Source organism: Psychrobacter sp. NG27 (assembly GCF_016106655.1).
Taxonomy (GTDB): domain Bacteria; phylum Pseudomonadota; class Gammaproteobacteria; order Pseudomonadales; family Moraxellaceae; genus Psychrobacter.
The window spans coordinates 66,981-87,078 of record NZ_JADGIN010000001.1; the positions used below are offsets into that span (position 1 = coordinate 66,981).

A 20,098-nucleotide genomic window follows, 5' to 3' on the forward strand; every position below is an offset into this window, starting at 1 on the left:
TTTAGTTGATTTTAATTTAATATTTTTCATTATTTAAATTATTATAGTCAATAAAATTCATGTTTTTGCATAACATGTTGGGAGCCAAAGCTTTTGATTTTCAAGCGCTTAGAACCTCAAAGCCCATTGAAAATACAAAGGCAATTCATCATTCTCAACACACAAAAAAGCCTTCCAAGCTTTATATTTAATAGCTTGAAAGGCTTTTTCGCTCGCATGTCTTTATCTAGGTAAGGGTTTTAAAATTGGAGTCTGAAAAGCAGCCGTTAAACAAACAATATAATATCTGTGAAAATCTGGTCGATTCAATATTCGATTATATTGAGGTCTTTTATAATCGAGCCAAACATTACACATATAAGAAAAATCAGCCCTGTACCTCATTAAGAGTAGATCGCTCAACAGACTCAGGTTCAACCTTATACATTTCTTTAATTTCAGTTGCGCTTAGATGTCCGTAATCTTCTCCCATATACTTAAATGTCTTAAATAACATATAGCTTATGAGAACAAGTATTGGCGCGGCAAAAATCAAAATAGCAGACTGCATTGAACCAATAGGTGCTTCTACAATAATAAATACTGTTGGAATAGCAATAATCACTAGGCACCAGAATATTTTTAACACTCTTGACGGATTTTTATCTTTATCTAGTACACGCTGAGTTTGACAAGCAACTGTGAATACAGAACCGTCTAGAGTCGTTACCAATAGCAGAAAAGTCGATATAATAAACACAACCAGCAGCAAAGAAGAGAATGGCAGTGTATTCAGCGCTTCTACGATAGACTGACTTGCTTGACCATCAGTGACCATCTGACCGATGTCTACCTTCTTGTCTAGCTGGGTTTTCATCATAAACGAACCAACTATCGAGAACAGAATAGTTGTGCCGGCAGTACCACCACCAACCATGCAAATAATGACTTCACGTAGTGTGCGACCTTTCGATACTTTAGTGATAAAGACACACATCAGAGGGATAAAAATCATCCAGTAGGCCCAGAAGTATGCGGTCCAGTTCTGCGGGAACTTAGCTTGATTGATAGCATCAGTATATAAGCTCATATGAATGAAGTTTGATGCCCATAAACCGATTGAAGTACTGGTATTCTCAAGAATAAATAGTGTAGGTCCAAACACTAGGATGTATAGAGCCAGGGCAATAAGGAAGTAAGTACCGGAGCTGGAAATATTTTTCATGCCTTTTTCGATACCAACAAACGAGCTGACGATAAGTAGTATCGCTACAATTGCTAACATACCAAGCTTCAATGCTAAATTATCTTCTAGACCGGTTAGCTGAGCAAAAGCGGCAGATACAATCGGAACACCCAAAGCGATTACGATGATCAGGCCAAATACCAGAGCAATAGGATAAGTGATGTCAATGATACGCCCAACAATTTTGCCTAGGATGTCATTTTTGATCATACTTTGCACTATTTCGCTGATCTTTAAAGAAGGATTTTTACGTACATAGTAGGAGTACATGATTGGTACCGCACTAACCGCATAAAGCGCCCAGGCTGTAACACCCCAATGATGTAGAGAGTAAGTAACCGCCCACTCATGTGCGGTCACCGAACCTGCTTCAATAGCAAAAGGTGGCGTCTTAATATAATAAGACCACTCAAGAAATGCCCAGTATACGGTACCAGAACCCACACCGGCTAACGCCATCATGGTGATATAGGCGAAGTTAGTGTATTCCGGCTTCCCTTCACCCATACGAATATTACCGTACTTACTGACAACCAGATAGCCAGAGATCACTACCATCGCAAAGCCAAACCATAAAATTGGTGTGCCAAGGTTATAAGCGATCATCGTAAATATATCACCAGCGATAGCGATAGCCCGCTCGGTATCAGTTAAAAAGAACGCAGATAACGCACTTATTAATATCAAAGATATTAATATCGTAGTGCGGTCAAAATTACCTCGATTACTATCTTCCATGACGTACTCCTTAATACTCCTGCCACATTAAAGGGCGTGAGTATCATATCCTTGTTGAGTAATTTAATTAGTCAAATACATAGTGTGCAATTGATTTTTCGCGTACGACTTCCCAGTCCATTTCCACACCAAGACCATTCCCTTCTGGCGCATGGACAAAGCCTTCTTTATCGGTACGGATTTGAGTCTTAGAGCCCAACTCGAAGCTTTCGTAGGGGTAGAATTGTTCGAAGAATTTACAATTGTGATGAGCCAATGCTACGTGTAAATTTGCAGCTTGAGTGATGGTGTAACCCATGCTCTGAATTTCCACATTTTTGGAGTGTCCTTCCGCAATAGCAAAGCATTTATTGAGTTGGGTTATACCTCCACATACAGTGGCATCCTGACGAACATCTGACCAGAAACCGTTGCCCAAAGCATAAGTCACTTCTTGCAATGTGAGCAGACAGTTACCATGACTTGAGATTTCTAAATCAGTCTTGTCAACGAGACGTTGGTAAGTTTTGTAATCATAGTCGGAGACTGGCGCTTCAAGCCATTCCCAATCATAGCTTTCCATTAGTTTGGCCATTTTCATCGCTTCTGCTGGCGTGTAAAAGGTTGCTGTATCCAACATAAATCGTATATCGGTATCTCCATATCGTTCTTGGATTGCTTCTACCAGAGCAATATCTTTTGCAAAAATGCAGTAACAATGCAGTTTTATCGCCGTAAAACCATGCTCAATACAGTTATCAACATACGGAAAATATTCTTCAACTGTGTCAAACATAGGAGAAGATGCATAAGAACGTATTTTGTGACGCGCCCCACCAAGAAGCATATAAAGTGGCATGTTTGCTTTCTTCGCTTTAATGTCCCAGGCAGCAATATCAATGGGTGATTTTGCTGGCAGACCACCCCAAGTACAACGAGCGCCTAACCACGTGTTTAACTCTTCAGTCATCAAAGGATTCTTACCAATTAATCCCGGCACAATGGTACGCATTGCTTCGATAATGCAACGGTCAAAATCATTTTCGGTATAACTGATCGTCGCCCCGACACCTTCTGTGCCATCATCACAAATAATTCGAACGATGTTATTGGTATATAGAAGAGGTTCTTGATTATCAGCCCAAGGAATGGGCGGTGCATCACGGTCAGCAACGGCATACAACTCGACTCTTTTAATCACTGGATTTTTCATATTTACTTCCTTGTTTTTATATCTATCTTCTTAAAGTGCACTGCCGTTGTTAATCATGGTAGTACGAATACTGGCGACGTCTAAGTCACGGATAGGTGTGTTTTCATCAATCGCCTTTACCACTGCGACTCCAGCAGCGTGCCCATATTCAAAACATTGCGCGGTAACCCTCGCAGAGGCGAGCGCTTCATGCTCAGCACTTAAACAGCGACCTGCAACAATAATATTTTCTCCCACAATGGGGACTAATGTGTTGTAAGGAACGTCATAATAATCATCAAGTAACCAATGAAGTTTTGGTTTATTACCTGAGTGAAGTTCGATAGGCCAAGGAGTACGACAAATACTGTCTGAACGTTTACGACAATTTAAGACATCTTCATTCGTTAATGTTTCGACACCAACAATAGAGCGCGTTTGACGAATGCCGACCTCGACCCCTGTATCAACGACATAAGCATTCTCACATCCAGGCACAAATTGAGTTAAAAACTTGGTGTAATCGCGTACCTGGCGACGACCAAATATCTCAGCTTCAGTAAAATCTTTTGGGTCAATAACGTTGAGCATGCGTCCGTCTTGGCCAGCAAGCCGAGTCGCATTAACCATTAACTCGTTAGGGCGCGTCGTTGGGAACATCCAAATTTTATGGCGTGGAAGATCGAATTCACCACTCGCATTTGCAGCTAAAATACTCTCAGTAACCTTTGCAGGGCAGATAGTGTCATTACCGTAGTAATCGAGGTATCGTTCCATATCGATCCCACCGACGCGAAAAAACATCGTTGGATTTTGAATACGCCCATTATCACCAAAGAAATAGCCCATACCCGCGCGAGCAATAAGTGCCGCATCACCGGAGGCATCAACAATCATCTTGGCTAAGATGATGCTTTGTCCGGCATTAGATTCAATAACGACACCTTTGAACGTGTCGTTATCCATAATGACGCCTGTTACGGCGGTGTGAAATAAAGTGGTCACATTTGCTTGTTCTAATATATCGTCGGCTACTTCTCGCCAAACTAATGGATCATGTGTCACCGTGAAGGTTTTGCCGTATATTTGTGGACCCGTGACCCCTCCTTTTGCAGCAAGTGCTTGGCGAAAACGTTCAGTAAAGCCAAATACAACCTGCTTAGGTTTTGCATTTTTATCATCGGTTGCTATAAATATGCCACAGATGGTGCCAGATAGGCCGGCAACCGCGGCGCCACCACAAAATCCATACTTTTCAACAAGCCAAGTATTTTTACCTGAACGCCCCGCCGTTTCTGCCGCAGCAACTCCAGCTGCACCGCCTCCAATGACCAATACATCAACACTGTCCAATACAGGTAGGTCCGGCTGTTCTTCGAAACGACATACCGTTTTCCACGATTTAACATCCATAATGAACTCCATTTCTTTGTTGTGATATATCAGTTGAATATCAATCATATTCAATAGGGATGGTCAGTGTCAAGTTGTTTTGGTATTATATGGTTTCATCTACTTGCCAAACATCACTGCTTGAGACAAACACCTCTTATGAAGAACAAAAGCGAACTTGCCCACGACAGCCTCGAACAAATGATTACATTCAGGGATTTAGCGCCAGGTAGCATGGTTTCAGAAAGCCATTTGATGGTATTAACAGAGTTAGGAAGGACGCCTATTAGGGAAGCGTTGCAAAAACTAGCTGCAGAAAAAATGGTAGAAATCCACCCTCGCAAAGGTATTTTGATTCCACTCATGTCAGTGGAAGTTCAACTAAAATTACTTGAGGTACGCCGTACACTAGAGGAACAAGCGGTTAGATTTGCAGCGCATCGTTCAACCGTGTCCCATAAAAACGAGATGCTACAATTAGCCGAACAATTACTGTCCTGCCAGGATTACAAAGAGCCAAGAAATTTTGGTGCAATCCTCAAACAAGTGCACCGCGTTATTGCCGATTCGACTCAAAACGAATATCTAACAATGGCTATACTCCCACTACAAGGACTATCACGCCGCTTCTGGTTTGCCCATGTTCAGTCTTTTGAAAAAGAGTTTTCGATAGCCGGACAGTTGCATGCCACTACGTTAAAAGCGATCTGTCATTCCGACGAAACTGCCGCCTCTGAAGCCTCGCTTGCCCTCAATGATTACCTGATAGAATTCGCATATCGTTCTATCCGACGCACCCCAAACTAAATGAAAAGCTCGTGAATATCTGAATAGATTGTCTACCTTAGAATAGGCCTGTGTTAAGTATTTAAGCTCTCATCAGTGGGGGAATTTGGAACCTGACCCCTGTCATCAAATCCGTAAAGTTAAACTTGGGATATTTTAGTTACGCAGCCTAACGATAAAAGTCAAACCACACCTTCCTTGGTGATCTATAGCCTAAACCCTTTTGAATTCTCGTTTCACTGCGAGCACAGCTCTTGTCTTGCGTCGTTGCAAAGCAATATAGCAGGTGATATCGTTAATGGCTGCAAACCTTGTTCTATAGTCTTGGTGATACACTAGCTCATTTTTTAATACGCCCCACAAGCTTTCTATTGGAGCGTTGTCGAAACAGTTGCATTTACCACTTATTGAGCCTGTAAACTGATGCTGCTTGATAATTTTGTGATAGGCATGACTACAGTACTGACTGCTTCTGTCAGAATGACAAATCAGCTTTTGGTTGGGTCGTCTATTTTTAATTGCCATATTGAGTGCACGACAGACTAAGTCTACTATCATATGCTTATTGATAGCGTAGCCAATCAGCTCTATAGTGTCGTTATTGTATGGGATATTAAAACTATCAAATGGATGGCATGGCTAGCAAGGTGGTTTTGAAATAATGAGCTTTTGCAGAATTACCTTATATATTTAAAAATTATTAGATATGACTACCTATAATATTACGGGTATATAAATAGTATTTATAGATATACTGATCACTAAAAAAATATGAATACACTATATTGACAATCTCTCCAAGCCTATCTATACAAGGCTTACACCCCAAATTACTACTAATAATATTTGTCAGGTGTCTTTGTAAAAATCGAGGTTTGAATTGAGCTATGCTTTCAATTTTTTAGTCATTAAGTTCATATTTAGCACTAGTAGTTCGATGCCTGTATAGCGCACCGAACACCATTTACTGTATATCATTACTAGATTTGAATAAAAAAAAGATAGAGTGAACCCAGTAGCTATAAATAGCCAAATCATGAATAAAAACAACCTTTTAGACTTAAACAGAAAATAGGCTATCAACATAGGTATGGCTAAAGCTGTAATGAGAGGAAGAATGACTATGATTAACAAAGTGCATCCTTATAAATGCATAATTAAGTCTGAATATACTAAACTTTTTAAGCTATTGCTAACAACACTAAAACCTCGATTATTCCGATAACGGACGTTATAGCAAATAACTTGGATAAAAGAAGTAAATCATCCTCCGATATAGTCGGGTAATTCACTTTAAGTAACACTACGCATATTATTGTTCGAACGACGTCTAATTCTCAACATAGGCTGGCTGGCAAATAAGACAATCACACCAACTAATGAAAACACACCAAAGGCGTAGAATGCAGTAGCAGCACCATACCGATCCACAATCAAACCAGTAAAGATGACAGGCACACTAAGCCCTATATATGCCATCAAAAAATAGCCTGCACTCGCACGTGCTTGCTCATTGCCAGCTGAGCGTGCGACTCCTAGCATACCTCCTAGATAGACAAAGCCATAACAACTACTGCTAGCTAAGAAAGCAGCCAAAAGAATCACTGGTAGGTTGGCGTTCAACGTCCCCCAAGCCAACAAAGTATATGCTGGTAGTAAGATTAAAAGACCTAGCTTACTTGAGACTTGAGGGTCAAGTTTTCGGGCGATTGGCTGAACGATCAATCCACAACTGATGGCTAACATAGAGGATATTCCTGCATACTTAGCGAGTCCATGCGTGGCCAGTACTGAGGGAATAACTGACAACACCAATCCGGTCGTCGCCCAACAAATCAAAATACCGCTGCCATACCAGATGACTTCACGGTTAAAATAAGGTAGCCGTAGCATAGATGTGGGCAAGTTAGTGCGTTTAGGTGCTGTCTCTGGTAATTGATATAACAAAAACATAGCGAACAGCCCACCCGCTAGTAGTAAGAAAAAACTGGCTGGCTGATCAGTTTCATAAAACATCAAAGAAACCGTCGTCAATACAGGACCAAGACCAAAACCTATCGTTGTACTGGCCGTCACCCACGCTGTCGCACGCATCGTATCTGATGAGCCAAGCAGCTCAATCATATAGGCAGTCGCCGTAGCAGCCATCAGAGCCGTTCCCACACCCAGTATGAATCGTGCTACTGCTAACGCTCGTGTGTAAGGATAAAATAGCATGAGAGCCGTCGCTGTTATTGATAACGCTAAAGCTATTAAAATTGTCTTGCGCCGTCCAATCCGATCAGACAATCCGCCAAAAGCCAACAATACAGGTATGACGCCTAATACATAAAAGGAAAACGCTATCGTAGTTGCTAGTACGCCATAGCCATCATTGTGTGCGTAAACGGCATAAAGCGGCCCTTGGATATTGACGCTTGTCGTTATCACGCATAAGGCAAAGGCCAGATATTTATTATATTTTTTAGTGGTCATATGTTGCTACTTTTTGAAGAATGATCATTGAATTGGCTAGGGTTAGTGCGATTCACAATAGAATCATACCTACCTCTACATCGTTTACGTTCAATGATTAAAACAAAAGCGCAGTAGGTTATCTATATACAATCCAGTACAATTAGACAGAACTGTTTGGTCTATAGAACCCATACAGTTCGAACATAAAATCAATATATTGTCCCACCTGCAATTTTGAGACAAGACATCCATAGAAGCTGACCTATTAAAAACAGTAAAAATATGAATAATAAATTCACACGCATCGAAATTGTCATGGCTGACATAAAAGAGAAAATAGCGACTGTCATCTACATGCCAGAGTCACGGTTACCATCCATCCGTGCCGCGGCCAAAGACTATGGGTTTTCACCTTCTACCGTGGTTGAAGCCTATGAGCGCCTGCAAACTGAGGGGGTTATCTACTCTCGGCCGGGTGCAGGATTCTATGTGGCAGAGACGACAGCGCCGCTATCATTGACAGATATAGCGCCAAAAATTGATCGAGTGGTAGATCCGTTGTGGGTATCAAGACAGTCACTGGAGCCACCCGATGGCGCGCTAAAGCCAGGCTGCGGCTGGTTACCAGCGGATTGGCTATTTGAAGCAGGTATACGCCGTGGTCTGCGAAATGTGGCCAAGGCTGACGCATCCATTATCAGTGAGTATGCAACGCCGTTAGGGCTGTTAGCATTGCGCAAATTACTCACACGGCGTATGGCAGGATTGAGTATCAATGCAGAACCGTCACAGGTCATATTGACGGATTCAGGCACTCAGGCGATAGATTTGATTTTTCGATTTTTGCTGACGCCAGGTGACACGGTCATCGTCGATGATCCTGGTTATTTTAACTTTCGAGCACAGCTGCTTGCCCATCGAGTCAAAGTGGTTGGCGTCCCTTATACGCCAAACGGGCCAGATGTAGATGCCTTTGCAGCGATTTTAGATGAGCATAAGCCGCGCCTATACATTACTAATGCTGCCATTCACAATCCTACTGGTGCAACGTTATCACCTGCCATGGCATACCGTGTACTACAATTGGCCCAAGCGGCTGGTTTGTACATTATCGAAGACGATATTTTTGCAGACTTTGAAGTTAAGCCTGCAGCGAGATTGGCGGCTTTAGATGGTTTATCACGAGTATTCTATATCGGCAGTTTTTCTAAAACGTTATCCGCATCCCTACGCTGTGGTTATATTGCAGCACCTATAGAATGGATCGAGAGTTTGGTAGATTTAAAGATAGCCACTGGCTTTGGTGGCAGTCAGTTAGCAGCAGCCGTTGTGTTCTCCGCATTGACCGATAGCGGCTACCGTAAGCATATGAATGATATCCATACTCGGCTGGCAAACGCACGTACTCATACGCTACCACGATTGGCTAAATTAGGCATCGTACCGTGGCTGCTCCCACAAGCAGGTATGTTCCTATGGTGCCGATTACCTGAGAATAATAATGCGACCGAATTGGCCAATCGCTGTTTATCACAGGGTGTGGTATTGGCGCCGGGCAATGTTTTTAGCCAATCGGACAATGCTAAGAACTTTATGCGGTTCAATGTGGCGCAAATGAGTCATTCAAAAGTTTTTGAGGTGTTGGCTCAATCGTTAGACTGACCAATCAGAGACTTGTAATGCTAATACTGTTTTATTATATGGCAACCTTTCGACTATAATTCTAAGCCTAAATATCAGCCAAGCATAAGCCAAACACAATCAAATCAAATCACTTCCGAAAATGAATAACAATACTCTGAGCTATGCTGAAGAAACCGTACAAGTACACTTGGAAGATTATCGTTTTAAAAAAGTCTAGGTCACTGTTTATTTTTATTAAGGTATAATTTTTTATACACCATGGGCACTTCTACAGGACTATAGTCAGTCTAGAATAAAAGAGATACATCCCATATCCTGAAACAGTTTAGGCAGATTATTCTCCATCCAGCCTTGGCGTAGAAACTTAGCTTGTGCCCATTTCTTTTCAATAGGATTTAAGTCAGGACTGTAGGGTGGTAGAAATAAAAGCCTGTGACCATGTCTATTTAATAGCCTCTTCACACGTTTGTGAAAACTGGCGTTATCCATAACGACCACGCATTTGGTCTTAAGATTTGGAATTAGCGTGTATTTGCACCAGTCATAGAATACATCGCCATTGATGTTTGTCTCAAAGTAATCAAGTGCAAATAGCATTTTTTTATACAGAGCACCGATGACATTGGTACGTTTTTTAGCTTGCCAATTGTAGCTATCGATACAGGGTTTACCTATCGGTGCATAGCCATAAGGACGAATAGTTTCAGCTTCAAAGCCACTCTCATCCATATAGACAATGGGATAGCCTTGTTGCTTAAAATGATCAAGCTTATTCTGATATATCGCTCTTTTTATTGGACTCGCTTTTGGATGTGCTGAGGTCTTTTTTTTGGCTAATATTTAATCTTTTTAAAGCATAGCCAATACCTGATTTACTACAGTTTAAACGACGAGCTCGCTCATACAAATAGTCATCTGGGTATTGATTAACGTCTTTTAGAAGGGCTTCATTAGGTATACTGGTTGGCGTTTTGACTCTAGTCGTTCGGATGCTTGGGTCTATAAGCCAGCGCTGTAGTGTACTCTTGCTGATATTGTAAAAAGTACAGGCCTGACGGATGCTCATGTCTTTTTGCTCAATGTTTTTGATAACTTGTGCTCGAAAATCTGCTGAGTAGGTCATCTTTTATATTTCACTTTGTTTGGTTTAAAAGTATTGCACCTTTTCTATTTTGGACTGACTATAGAAGCTATTCATATCGGTATTGCTGAAGAATAAATGGCAATAATCGCCGCTACTACGGTTTTTCGTGCATATGATGCTTATCACTGATGAAAAGCTATCTATTACAGATAATCAATTATAGATATTTTATTGATTTGAGGATTATGCTTAGTAGTTATATTTTAAAATACCTATAGCATTGGCTTTTTTTGGCTATAAATCTATTTACGATAACATCCGTTATGAGGATAAGGCTTTTTAGTGGTGTATTTGCAAGTATCAAACTTACTGACATAGGTTAGATTCTAATCACTATTCAAACAGACCAGTTAATATTAGAAAGGTAGAAAAGCTTAGAAAACATAAGTTTCTCATCCTTGATTCCTGACTGTATAGAACTTTCAATTAACTTTTCATCAATATTATCACCTTCGTGAACTCTACTAATTATAGTTCGAACTCTACTTTCAGTATCAAAATAGATAGCTAAGATATTTTGTTTGTTCTCAATAAAAATATCTGGAAATGTATTGGTTGATATCATATTTCTTATACTACCCATAATATCTATTAATTCAAAAGTATACTCCGGATATTGTATCCAGACCTCACAGCAGTCTTCTAGCATAGGATAGCCTTGCTCATAATTTATACCCTGGACATGCTTATAATCAAAATCAGACATATAACATTCGCCAAGCTCATGGAAGTTCTCGGTAGACAATAGAAATTTTATTAACTCTTCTTTAAACATAATTCAGTCTCTAAACCCATTTTCGAAGTGGTATATTTACTCAATGAGTTATCAGTATATGTTCGGTGCGCTATACAGGCATAAAACTGTTAATTTTAGATATGAACTTAATTACTATAAAACTCAAAGTACAGTACAAGATATGATTATCGAGCTGTATTATTAAAATTTCCCAAGTTAATTTCTACGGGATTGACGGCAGAAGTCACATATTTTAGTACTTGAAATTCCCTAAAATACTAAAGAAATAAGAGAGCCCTTTAGGGGGCTCTCTTATTTCTTTAAATGATTTAATTATCGTTTACAATTTTTACTGTATTTAAGGTTTAGGGCGTGCCCTCATTTTAAAAATAGTAATAAAAATGAGATAAATTGCCGTCAAACAAGGAAAATAGCGCAGATAATATCGAGATATTAGTCAGCTATTTGACGCCGTTCGGCAAGATCTGGCCATCTTTAACCCATTTAGATGATTATCGATTGAATTGAGGACACGCCCTAACCTAAATTAATATTTTAAATATCATTCAGTACTGTTGGTTTATCTGATGAACTTGTCGGCATTTTGAATTCAATACCAGCCTTTTTAAACAGTTTTGGATATTCCACCAAAGCCATCGTTGAATTTTTAGCAATACCAGTGATATCTCCGACCACACCTTTAGCCTCAACTAAAGACATTCCTGTATTGGTCAAGCTTCTTGGATTTGCTATTAAACTAGTCCCTACTTGTTTAGCGCCTACCGCCAATTCACGAGCAGTTAAACTTGCGATTACAAAGTTTCTTGCAGAGTCCAACAAATGCTGCTTCTGCTCCACATTCAATGCTGACAGCTTAGCGACTGTTCCTTCTTCATCTTTTTGAGAGGCTTCTAAAACAGTATTAGACAACGCTACAATTTGTTTTTGAATTGCTGCTTGTTCTTTTGGATCAGAGGTTGTGTTCAGACTTTTCTGTTTTGCTTTTAATTCATCTGAATCTTGTTTACTTGCGAGTAATGACGCTAAAGCAGTACGACTCTGAGTAAACATTGCATTGGTTGCTTTCGCCTGCGTGAAGAAACCATTGATATCCATATTTGAAGAAGATACGCCGGTAACAGATTCAGATAATGACGACGCCATACTACTCAGCGACCCAAAACCTGCATAGACGCTTGATGCTCCCATTGACGCAGCTACTGCTAAAACAATTGCAATTTTTTTCATACCTTGTTGTCCCTATTGTGAAGAATCGGCTTTTTGCACGATTTGATTTAAAATTTTTGGTAAAGCCTCAAGCATCTGAATTTTATACATCTCATTACGATGCTGATAATCTATACCCTTTAATTCGATTTCTTGTTGCAAACCAGAAGCCCCTATTTTTTCAGACTTTTGGTTAAATATGCGTACACCGCTGGCCATAACCAATGTGGCATCACAATTACTCTTGTCCGCATTACATTTAACGCTGTCTTGTTTCACTTCAATCTTGAGTACTGGCTGTAAACATTCATTTTTTGGAATATAAAAGTTAACTTTCATATCTTTTTTGAATCCAGCATTTTCAGTCATAGCAACGACTGAATCTTTCAGTAGAGTCTGTCCTTTAAAGCCTGAACCTGTCGCATAAAATGGTCGTTTCGACTGACTGGCAAAAGCGTGGTAAGTCAAAGGACCAAAACCATCAAATGGAATGTCACCGACTTGTTCGGTAGGTAAGCTTGGACATAAAACATGCGATTGCTTCGAGTCACCCACTGGAGCAGAACTATCAAGCAAAATACTGTCTCCAGAACGCACGGGTAAACGATCACTGCTGTTGACAGGGAAATCTAATTGCGCTGTCACTTTCGCACCTTGGCGTTCCAAAACAGTTGCCTCCCATGTTGGAATCAGAATATGACGTCCTGCTGCCTTATCTGAATGATAAACATGGACTTTCATGCCGGTACTTAAGCGTTCCCCCGCATCATCAATGGTAATGCGTTGACCACTTGAACTTGAGACTTTCAAATCAGAACGAGTAAATTGAATTCCTTTTTGAAATTGTTGACCTAATTTCAAAAGTGCGTTTTTCAATACAACTTCTTTACGTGCCTCTAGAGAAAAACCCATTCCTTCTGAAATCACGTCTTTAATGTCATCTGTTGCATGTGCTGAATAGATCACACGACCAGAACGATCTATCATTTCAGCAAAAACTTCACTATGCAAAATCTGTTGTTGAGTCATTTTCCCAATCTGCTGTTGATAAGCAACGACAGGAATGACATTAATTCGAATAAAAAATTCGGGTAACTCACGTTGGTTAATGTCTTCACTCTGCGCTAGTGCAGTCTGTTCACTAATACTTTGTGCCATCGCACTATAACGTCGATTGACTGGAGTCAACGTAAATGACGCTTGCTCACCGACTGCATCAGAAAAGATTTGCTCAATTAAATCTTCTGATTCGTCTTGATAAGTCAGTACATCAACCACTAATGCTTTAGGTTTATTCATAGCCTGACGTGTATTGGTCGATACTTTGCTAAAGCGCTTACTACTACCCTGCATCAATACTGGTACAGCCACGGCATAATCACTGTCCGCATGTACCACACGAATCAAATCGCCCTCTATTGAACTCAGCTCATCTTGTACAGCGATCCCTTGTTTAAAGCCTTTATCTAGCACCAAATAAGATTTCCATTTATCAACCACTTGGGTCTCAGTTTCAGAAATTTTAAGTTTGGATTTTAATTCTTCAGTCACTTGCTTAGTTAATGTCAACAAAGTACTTTGAAATTTCTGTTTAATGACTGTTTTTGTTGTAGCGGAATTAATTTCAGTAGTCAGCACCTGAATCGGTTGTGACAACGTCGCACTGTCACTATAAATGACCTCGCCCGACAACACGTTAGTGAGCTTTAGACTTAAGGTGACTGGCAGAAAAATTTCTGCTGTCGAATCTTTCTTTACAATGTATTCACTCGCGCGTAAAACTTCTAGAGAGGCTATATAAGTACGATTTTTAGTTTTTTGCGAAATAGTATCGACAACTTGTTCACCGAAACCTTGTTTTAAACCTTGTACAAATAGTTGCTCGGCTTGTTTACGAATAATGTCATTGTCAATCGCTTGACTGAAATCACACACAATAGAAGAACCATTTGCTTCATATTTGCTAGGATCGGTACGACAACCTTGCTCCAATCCAAAAATACCTTTCGATGGGTAGATTTGAACATTCGCATTTGCCCATGCTGAAACAAGCATAGGCATCGCCAAACATAACGCTTTAAATTTTATTTGCACTGAATACCACCCATGCAAAGTGTGATGGTATTTCCAGCTTGTAGACGCTCGGCGCTCGATAGCATTGGGCTTACTTTACGTAGCGCTTTGGCCAATTCTCCACTAATTGGCTTTTCACTCTTATAGGTCAGGGTCATCTCGACCAACTTGCCATTTTGAGTGCGAATATCGATATTTTCAGCGCCATCCATTTCATCTAGGGCAACATACAAATCATCCCCGAGACGTGAAGTTACAATGCCAGAAGCACTTTTTAAGAAAATGGTAATCTCTTTACCGTACATAGTGCGATTTTTTGCGTAACCTAAAATCTGTGGTCCAACTTGGCTAACGGCTAATTCACCCAGTTTCTTTGCTACATTGGTACGGCATGAATCTGTGGTCGCGCCTGTCGATGACTCTGTACGAGTTTCCCCGCCCATTAAAGTTGAATCATCTACTGAATAGATTTTAAAACTTACCGCACCATCACAGACAAATTGACCCGTGGCACTCGAACGACCACGATCATAAATATAAGAGCTACCAGCCATAAACCAGTCCGCTTTTTCTTCACGTGCCGCGATTACTAGCTTATTGAGCTCTGCATCACTCATGAGTTGTTGAATGGTCATACTGCGACCATTTAAGTACTGACTTCTAAAACGGTCAGAATCGAGCAACCGCAAATCATAACGAGAGGCAGAACTTGCAATTGAATTTAAGGTTTGATTGTTACGCTCAGCTTTAGTACTTGGTGTTTGATATTCCACATATTTCACAAAATTTTGAATATCATTTTGACGTTCAGATTGGCTATATTTTGCTGACTCACTGGCATTGTAGTTACTTGAGGATGCTGATTTACCTGAATTATTATGGCTTGATGAACGGGCAGCAACACCTACACCAGCCCCATAATAGTTATCATAGGCATAACCTGCGGCAGCAGCTGAACGTCCTTTTGAAGAGTACGAATCTGACGCACTGGCTTTAGCACTTTCACTAGCGTTGTAACTTGCATCTTCATCATAGCTATAGCTGCGATCTGAAAAATAAGAAGTAAACTCTTTAACTGGCTTAGAATTATCTTTTGGTACGCCGAAGTATTCATCCATCACAATCATAATCGGACTGGTTCGACTATTTTTCTGCGCCAATCCTAAATCATTAAGAATTGAACGAAATTCTTGGTCATCCATTTCCAGACTAACTTGAGTGACCAATTCATTGTTGCTGTTGGTACTACTGCCTCGGTTTAGCACATAACTACTGTCAACTTGTTTTACAATGTCATTTAGATACTGAGTCGCTTCATTCATCGCTTGGGGACCATTGATACGCTTAATGAGAGCAATGACAGCATCAGTTTTTGCATTGTTGTATGCTTGGTTACGTGTGCCATTCAGATCTTTTTTTATAATAGGTGTAGCACCCTCACCATTCACTTTAATAATTTCAGCATTACTAACTTGAACAGCCAACAAGCACAAAAGTGTCAATATAGCCTTCTTCATAACTTACCCTCTTAATTAGAATTTCTAGTTATCTTTATAATTTTTTATTAAATTTTAAACTCAGGGCTTACTTGATAAATATCTCTATCAACAATGAAGATTACCCTCTTTGAATTTTTCGCAAGTCATAAAATCAGAGCATTATATACAAAAAACAAACATTCAGCAAACAAATGTTAGTATTAGGCCTAAAAAATAACTTTACCCTTATTGCTTTCTAAGAAAATAATTGTTCGGGAAATCTGATTCAGCTTATTAACTGTATAAGGTTTAAGCCATAGTGAAGTAACCATGAACCTAAATTTGTTAAACTAAATATATTGACAAGAGTTTGTTCATGTATCTCGTTTTGACGCCATAGATTTGAACACATTACAAAACCTCTCTAAAGCTTGTAATTTTATTGTGAAGCTAGCTCATATTACGCCCTGAAGCCTCAGATTTTTTCAGCACGGTTCCTATATATTATTTATATGCGGAAATAAAACAGAAAATAACCAGCCCATACGTCTTTTAACCATATTAGGGCATGTCCTCAATTTGAAATTTTAATGATTTTTTAGTATAGGGCGTGTTGAATATAAGAAATCAGATCAAGCACATTTCGTGTTGATCACGATGACTGGCAATATTGGCGCTGTGTAAGCACAAGACAATTCCTACGCCAAGGCGGAATGGTGAGTGATTTATATAGGATGTTCGGCATACAGTTGATTCATCGGATATTGGGCCGATTAGGACACGACCTAGTAAGAAATAACAATAAATCCATAGTTATATTGTGGTTATGGTATTCGATACCACAACCACAATACACCATCAGAAACTGCATTTATTTTGAGCATCCTATGATTCATCCCATATAACCCTGCAAGTTTTTTGACCGACTCAACAGACTGATTGTACAAAAACGGCTGCCATAGCAAACATTTTTATCATGAGTTATCACCGTTATTTAACTGGTATAGATACATAAATATTTTTAATGATGGCCATTGAGCTAACAAAACTATGATATTCCATGTTAATATTGTGGAGTTTTAATATACTAAAAACTATTTTTAAATATTCTTCAAGACCAAATCTATTTTGTTGCCTTCATATATTTCTCTATCAGAGAATAAAAGGTCTTCAACATGTCTGAAACAACGCATAATCCATCCGAGAAAAATCTAAACTTTACCGCACTTATTGCCCTTGTCGTAGGCTCTATGATAGGCGGTGGTATCTTTTCATTGCCGCAAAACATCGCTGAAACCGCAAGCCCTGGTGCCTCATTGATTGGCTGGGTAATCACTGGCGTTGGCATGCTGATGCTTGCCTTCGTGTTCCAAAATTTAGCACATCGCAAACCTGAACTTGACAGTGGGGTCTATGCCTACGCACAGGCAGGTTTTGGTAACTATATGGGTTTCAACTCTGCATGGGGCTACTGGCTCTCTGCTTGGTTGGGTAACGTCAGTTACTATGTGCTGATATTTAGTACGCTGGGTTATTTTTTTAATGTGTTTGGAGATGGTAATACTCTGACTGCATTAGTGGGTGCCTCTGTATTATTGTGGGCATATAACTTCATGATTACTAAAGGTATCCAGACGGCTACCTCAGTCAATACGTTGATCACCATCGCCAAAGTGATACCGCTGTTCACCTTTATTGTCATTATTTTTACGGTCTTTAATATGGATATTTTTAATAGCGACTTTTGGGGCAGAGAGACGGATCTAGGGTCAGTCCCTGATCAAGTTAAAAACATGATGATGGTGACGGTATGGGTATTTATTGGTATTGAAGGGGCCAGTGTGTATTCTGCACGCGCCAAAAAACGCTCTGATATTGGTAAAGCCACCGTATTGGGGTTCATTTTTACGTTAGTGCTATTAATGCTGGTTAACTTTTTAGCGATGGGTGTTAGGTCACTCCCTGAGCTGGCAGCGATGAAAAATCCTTCGATGGCTTATTTACTGGAGTATGCCGTTGGCCCGTGGGGCGCGACCTTTATATCAGTCGGTTTGGTCGTCTCGCTGCTCGGTGGTTTATTGGCTTGGACGCTATTCTGCGCCGAAGTTTTATTCGTTGCCGCCAAGGACGAAACCATGCCGACGTTCTTTTATAAAACAAATGCTGTTGATGTGCCAGTAAATGCACTATTGGTGTCTTCTGCAGCAACACAGTTATTCTTAGTCATCACCTACTTTAGTAAAAGCACTTATAACAATATCTTTTATCTGTCCACTTCCATGATTTTGATTCCCTATTTCTTCTCTGCCGCTTATGGATTTTTGGTGGCCTATCGCAAAGAGGGTTACAAAGCATCCGAGAGCGCCAAAAAAGACATTGTTATTGGGGTAACCGCACTGTTTTATAGTATTTGGCTGTTGTATGCAGCCGGTATTCAGTACTTTTTACTATCCGCTTTATTGTACCTTCCTGGTGTGGTTCTCTATATAAAAGCACGCAGAGAGCACAGCTATCAGCTCTTCAATACAGCTGAAAAAGTGGTGCTGGTAGTCATTACTGTCAGTGCCATCTATGCAGCCTATGGCCTGTACAGCGGTACGTTAAGCTTGTAGTGACCCTATTCAATAAAATGCCTTACCGTTGTAATCACCAGAAAAATCCGTTCGTCGTAATTGTCACATCAGTTGCTTTTTTAGATTGTTCGTCCTATAAACAGTGCTGAGATACTTGCACCCAAACCGCATAAGGATACAAAAATGTCTGACAAATCTTTAGGTGTTCATTCAGAAGTCGGTAAATTACATAAAGTTATGGTGTGTTCTCCAGGTCTCGCCCATCAAAGACTGACACCGCAAAACTGTGATGACTTATTGTTTGATGATGTCATGTGGGTGAGCAAGGCCAAAAGTGATCATTATGATATGGTCACAAAAATGCGAGATCGCGATATTGAGGTGGTTGAGATGCATCAACTGCTCGCACAAACCCTTGATAATAATGATGCCATGCAGTGGATTATGGATCATAAAATCACTGATAATCACGTCGGTACTTTATTGGCTGGCGAAGTGAGAGATTGGTTGACCAAACTTGAGCACAAGAAACTGTCCTCATTTTTAATTGGCGGCGTCACCACTGAAGAGTTACCGAATGATATTGGGGCATCACTCAAAAAATTATCCGCACTTTCAGGTACGACTGAGTTTGTATTGCCACCACTGCCCAATACTCAGTTTCCTCGCGATTCTTCGAATTGGATATACGGCGGTGTGACGCTCAACCCGATGTACTGGCCCGCTCGCCAGCAAGAAACGCTCCTTATTTCTGCTATTTATAAATTTCATCCAGACTTTAAAGGTGCTGATTTCAAAATTTGGATGGATGACACTGAAGAAGATTTAAAGGGAAGTAGTTTAGAAGGTGGTGATGTTATGCCTATTGGCAACAAAACCGTGCTGATTGGTATGGGTGAAAGAACATCACAACAAGCGATTACCAGACTGGCCAAGACTTTATTCATCGATGGTTCGGTTGACCATATCATCATAGCGGCCTTACCTAAGCAACGTTCTGCAATGCATTTGGACACCGTGTTTACGTTTTGCGATATTGATTTGGTCAACGTATTTCCAGCAGTGACAGATCATATTACGACCTTTCATATTCGTCCTGATGAAAGCAAGCCACACGGTATAGATGTGCGCGAAGATGACAGACATTTTTTGAAAGTGGTAGAAGAAGCCGCAAGGGTCGATAAATTAAGAGTGGTCGAAACAGGCGGCAATAGCTACGAAGTTGAGCGTGAGCAATGGGATGATGGTAATAATGTCCTTGCCCTTGAGCCAGGCGTTGTCATCTCTTATGACCGCAATACTTATACCAACACGTTACTGCGCAAACAAGGCATTGAAGTGATTACGATTCCAAGCTCCGAGCTGGGCCGTGGACGTGGTGGTGGCCACTGCATGACTTGCCCTATCATTCGCGATCCAACAGATTAGGGCGTATTGAACCCTACCTGCTCATA

At 40.3% G+C, this 20,098-nt stretch carries 14 protein-coding genes and 1 pseudogene; 4 read left to right on the forward strand and 11 right to left on the reverse strand.

Annotated elements, in window-relative coordinates; genetic code table 11:
* Positions 1 to 367 precede the first annotated feature (367 nt).
* The 3 genes from IP485_RS00260 to IP485_RS00270 form a co-directional block, all read right to left on the reverse strand.
* On the reverse strand, positions 368 to 1,963 hold the full coding sequence (locus IP485_RS00260) for a BCCT family transporter (RefSeq protein ID WP_198325493.1): 1,596 nt from the start codon (positions 1,961 to 1,963) through the stop codon (positions 368 to 370).
* Positions 1,964 to 2,030: 67 nt separating this feature from the next.
* On the reverse strand, positions 2,031 to 3,155 hold the full coding sequence (locus IP485_RS00265) for a mandelate racemase/muconate lactonizing enzyme family protein (RefSeq protein WP_198325494.1): 1,125 nt from the start codon (positions 3,153 to 3,155) through the stop codon (positions 2,031 to 2,033).
* A 30-nt stretch (positions 3,156 to 3,185) separates the two neighbouring features.
* Entirely contained in the window at positions 3,186 to 4,547 is a 1,362-nt protein-coding gene (locus tag IP485_RS00270; RefSeq protein WP_198325495.1) for an FAD-dependent oxidoreductase, read from the reverse strand.
* Positions 4,548 to 4,685: 138 nt separating this feature from the next.
* Between IP485_RS00270 and IP485_RS00275 the strand changes: the two genes are divergently transcribed.
* Entirely contained in the window at positions 4,686 to 5,333 is a 648-nt protein-coding gene (locus tag IP485_RS00275) for a GntR family transcriptional regulator (RefSeq protein WP_198325496.1), read from the forward strand.
* A 148-nt stretch (positions 5,334 to 5,481) separates the two neighbouring features.
* Here the strand turns inward: IP485_RS00275 and IP485_RS00280 are convergent.
* Both IP485_RS00280 and IP485_RS00285 read right to left on the reverse strand, forming a co-directional pair.
* Positions 5,482 to 5,906: pseudogene (locus IP485_RS00280) on the reverse strand (DDE-type integrase/transposase/recombinase); the annotation flags it as partial.
* Positions 5,907 to 6,605: 699 nt separating this feature from the next.
* Complete coding sequence (locus IP485_RS00285; RefSeq protein ID WP_198325498.1) at positions 6,606 to 7,787, reverse strand: MFS transporter; 1,182 nt, start codon at positions 7,785 to 7,787, stop codon at positions 6,606 to 6,608.
* Between the two features lie 264 nt (positions 7,788 to 8,051).
* Here IP485_RS00285 and IP485_RS00290 point away from each other — a divergent pair, with 264 nt between their 5' ends.
* Positions 8,052 to 9,431 carry a PLP-dependent aminotransferase family protein gene (locus tag IP485_RS00290; protein ID WP_198325499.1) on the forward strand — a complete coding sequence of 460 codons (1,380 nt, stop codon included), beginning with the start codon at positions 8,052 to 8,054 and terminating at the stop codon, positions 9,429 to 9,431.
* A gap of 264 nt (positions 9,432 to 9,695) precedes the next feature.
* Here the strand turns inward: IP485_RS00290 and IP485_RS00295 are convergent, their stop codons facing one another.
* The 6 genes from IP485_RS00295 to IP485_RS00320 form a co-directional block, all read right to left on the reverse strand.
* The gene (locus IP485_RS00295) at positions 9,696 to 10,253 is read right to left on the reverse strand and encodes an IS630 family transposase (protein ID WP_198325981.1); all 558 of its coding nucleotides are present in this window, start codon (positions 10,251 to 10,253) and stop codon (positions 9,696 to 9,698) included.
* The gene (locus IP485_RS00300; RefSeq protein ID WP_198325500.1) at positions 10,183 to 10,536 is read right to left on the reverse strand and encodes an IS630 transposase-related protein; all 354 of its coding nucleotides are present in this window, start codon (positions 10,534 to 10,536) and stop codon (positions 10,183 to 10,185) included. The genes IP485_RS00295 and IP485_RS00300 overlap by 71 nt, the downstream gene beginning before the upstream one ends.
* 358 nt (positions 10,537 to 10,894) lie before the next feature.
* A complete protein-coding gene (locus IP485_RS00305; RefSeq protein WP_198325501.1) occupies positions 10,895 to 11,332 on the reverse strand; it encodes a hypothetical protein in 438 nt (145 codons plus the stop codon).
* Positions 11,333 to 11,848: 516 nt separating this feature from the next.
* Positions 11,849 to 12,541, reverse strand: coding sequence for a hypothetical protein (locus tag IP485_RS00310; protein ID WP_198325502.1), 693 nt, complete (start codon positions 12,539 to 12,541; stop codon positions 11,849 to 11,851).
* 12 nt (positions 12,542 to 12,553) lie between these two features.
* Entirely contained in the window at positions 12,554 to 14,575 is a 2,022-nt protein-coding gene (locus IP485_RS00315) for a hypothetical protein (RefSeq protein ID WP_227686348.1), read from the reverse strand.
* 29 nt (positions 14,576 to 14,604) lie between these two features.
* Positions 14,605 to 16,110 carry a hypothetical protein gene (locus tag IP485_RS00320; protein ID WP_198325503.1) on the reverse strand — a complete coding sequence of 502 codons (1,506 nt, stop codon included), beginning with the start codon at positions 16,108 to 16,110 and terminating at the stop codon, positions 14,605 to 14,607.
* A 1,136-nt stretch (positions 16,111 to 17,246) separates the two neighbouring features.
* Between IP485_RS00320 and arcD the strand changes: the two genes are divergently transcribed.
* Complete coding sequence (gene arcD / locus IP485_RS00325; RefSeq protein WP_198325504.1) at positions 17,247 to 18,683, forward strand: arginine-ornithine antiporter; 1,437 nt, start codon at positions 17,247 to 17,249, stop codon at positions 18,681 to 18,683.
* Between the two features lie 144 nt (positions 18,684 to 18,827).
* Positions 18,828 to 20,072 (forward strand): arginine deiminase, encoded by a 1,245-nt coding sequence (gene arcA, locus IP485_RS00330; protein WP_198325505.1) that lies wholly within the window; start codon positions 18,828 to 18,830, stop codon positions 20,070 to 20,072.
* Positions 20,073 to 20,098 lie beyond the last annotated feature (26 nt).

Excerpts from the sequence above, each read along its gene's own strand:
- IP485_RS00290 (WP_198325499.1), top strand. The coding sequence starts at position 8,052 with ATGAATAATAAATTCACACGCATCGAAATTGTCATGGCTGACATAAAA.
- IP485_RS00315 (WP_227686348.1), bottom strand. The coding sequence starts at position 14,575 with ATGCTTGTTTCAGCATGGGCAAATGCGAATGTTCAAATCTACCCATCG.
- IP485_RS00260 (WP_198325493.1), bottom strand. The coding sequence starts at position 1,963 with ATGGAAGATAGTAATCGAGGTAATTTTGACCGCACTACGATATTAATA.
- arcA (WP_198325505.1), top strand. The coding sequence starts at position 18,828 with ATGTCTGACAAATCTTTAGGTGTTCATTCAGAAGTCGGTAAATTACAT.
- arcD (WP_198325504.1), top strand. The coding sequence starts at position 17,247 with ATGTCTGAAACAACGCATAATCCATCCGAGAAAAATCTAAACTTTACC.
- IP485_RS00275 (WP_198325496.1), top strand. The coding sequence starts at position 4,686 with ATGAAGAACAAAAGCGAACTTGCCCACGACAGCCTCGAACAAATGATT.
- IP485_RS00310 (WP_198325502.1), bottom strand. The coding sequence starts at position 12,541 with ATGAAAAAAATTGCAATTGTTTTAGCAGTAGCTGCGTCAATGGGAGCA.
- IP485_RS00305 (WP_198325501.1), bottom strand. The coding sequence starts at position 11,332 with ATGTTTAAAGAAGAGTTAATAAAATTTCTATTGTCTACCGAGAACTTC.
- IP485_RS00265 (WP_198325494.1), bottom strand. The coding sequence starts at position 3,155 with ATGAAAAATCCAGTGATTAAAAGAGTCGAGTTGTATGCCGTTGCTGAC.
- IP485_RS00300 (WP_198325500.1), bottom strand. The coding sequence starts at position 10,536 with ATGACCTACTCAGCAGATTTTCGAGCACAAGTTATCAAAAACATTGAG.
- IP485_RS00270 (WP_198325495.1), bottom strand. The coding sequence starts at position 4,547 with ATGGATGTTAAATCGTGGAAAACGGTATGTCGTTTCGAAGAACAGCCG.
- IP485_RS00285 (WP_198325498.1), bottom strand. The coding sequence starts at position 7,787 with ATGACCACTAAAAAATATAATAAATATCTGGCCTTTGCCTTATGCGTG.
- IP485_RS00320 (WP_198325503.1), bottom strand. The coding sequence starts at position 16,110 with ATGAAGAAGGCTATATTGACACTTTTGTGCTTGTTGGCTGTTCAAGTT.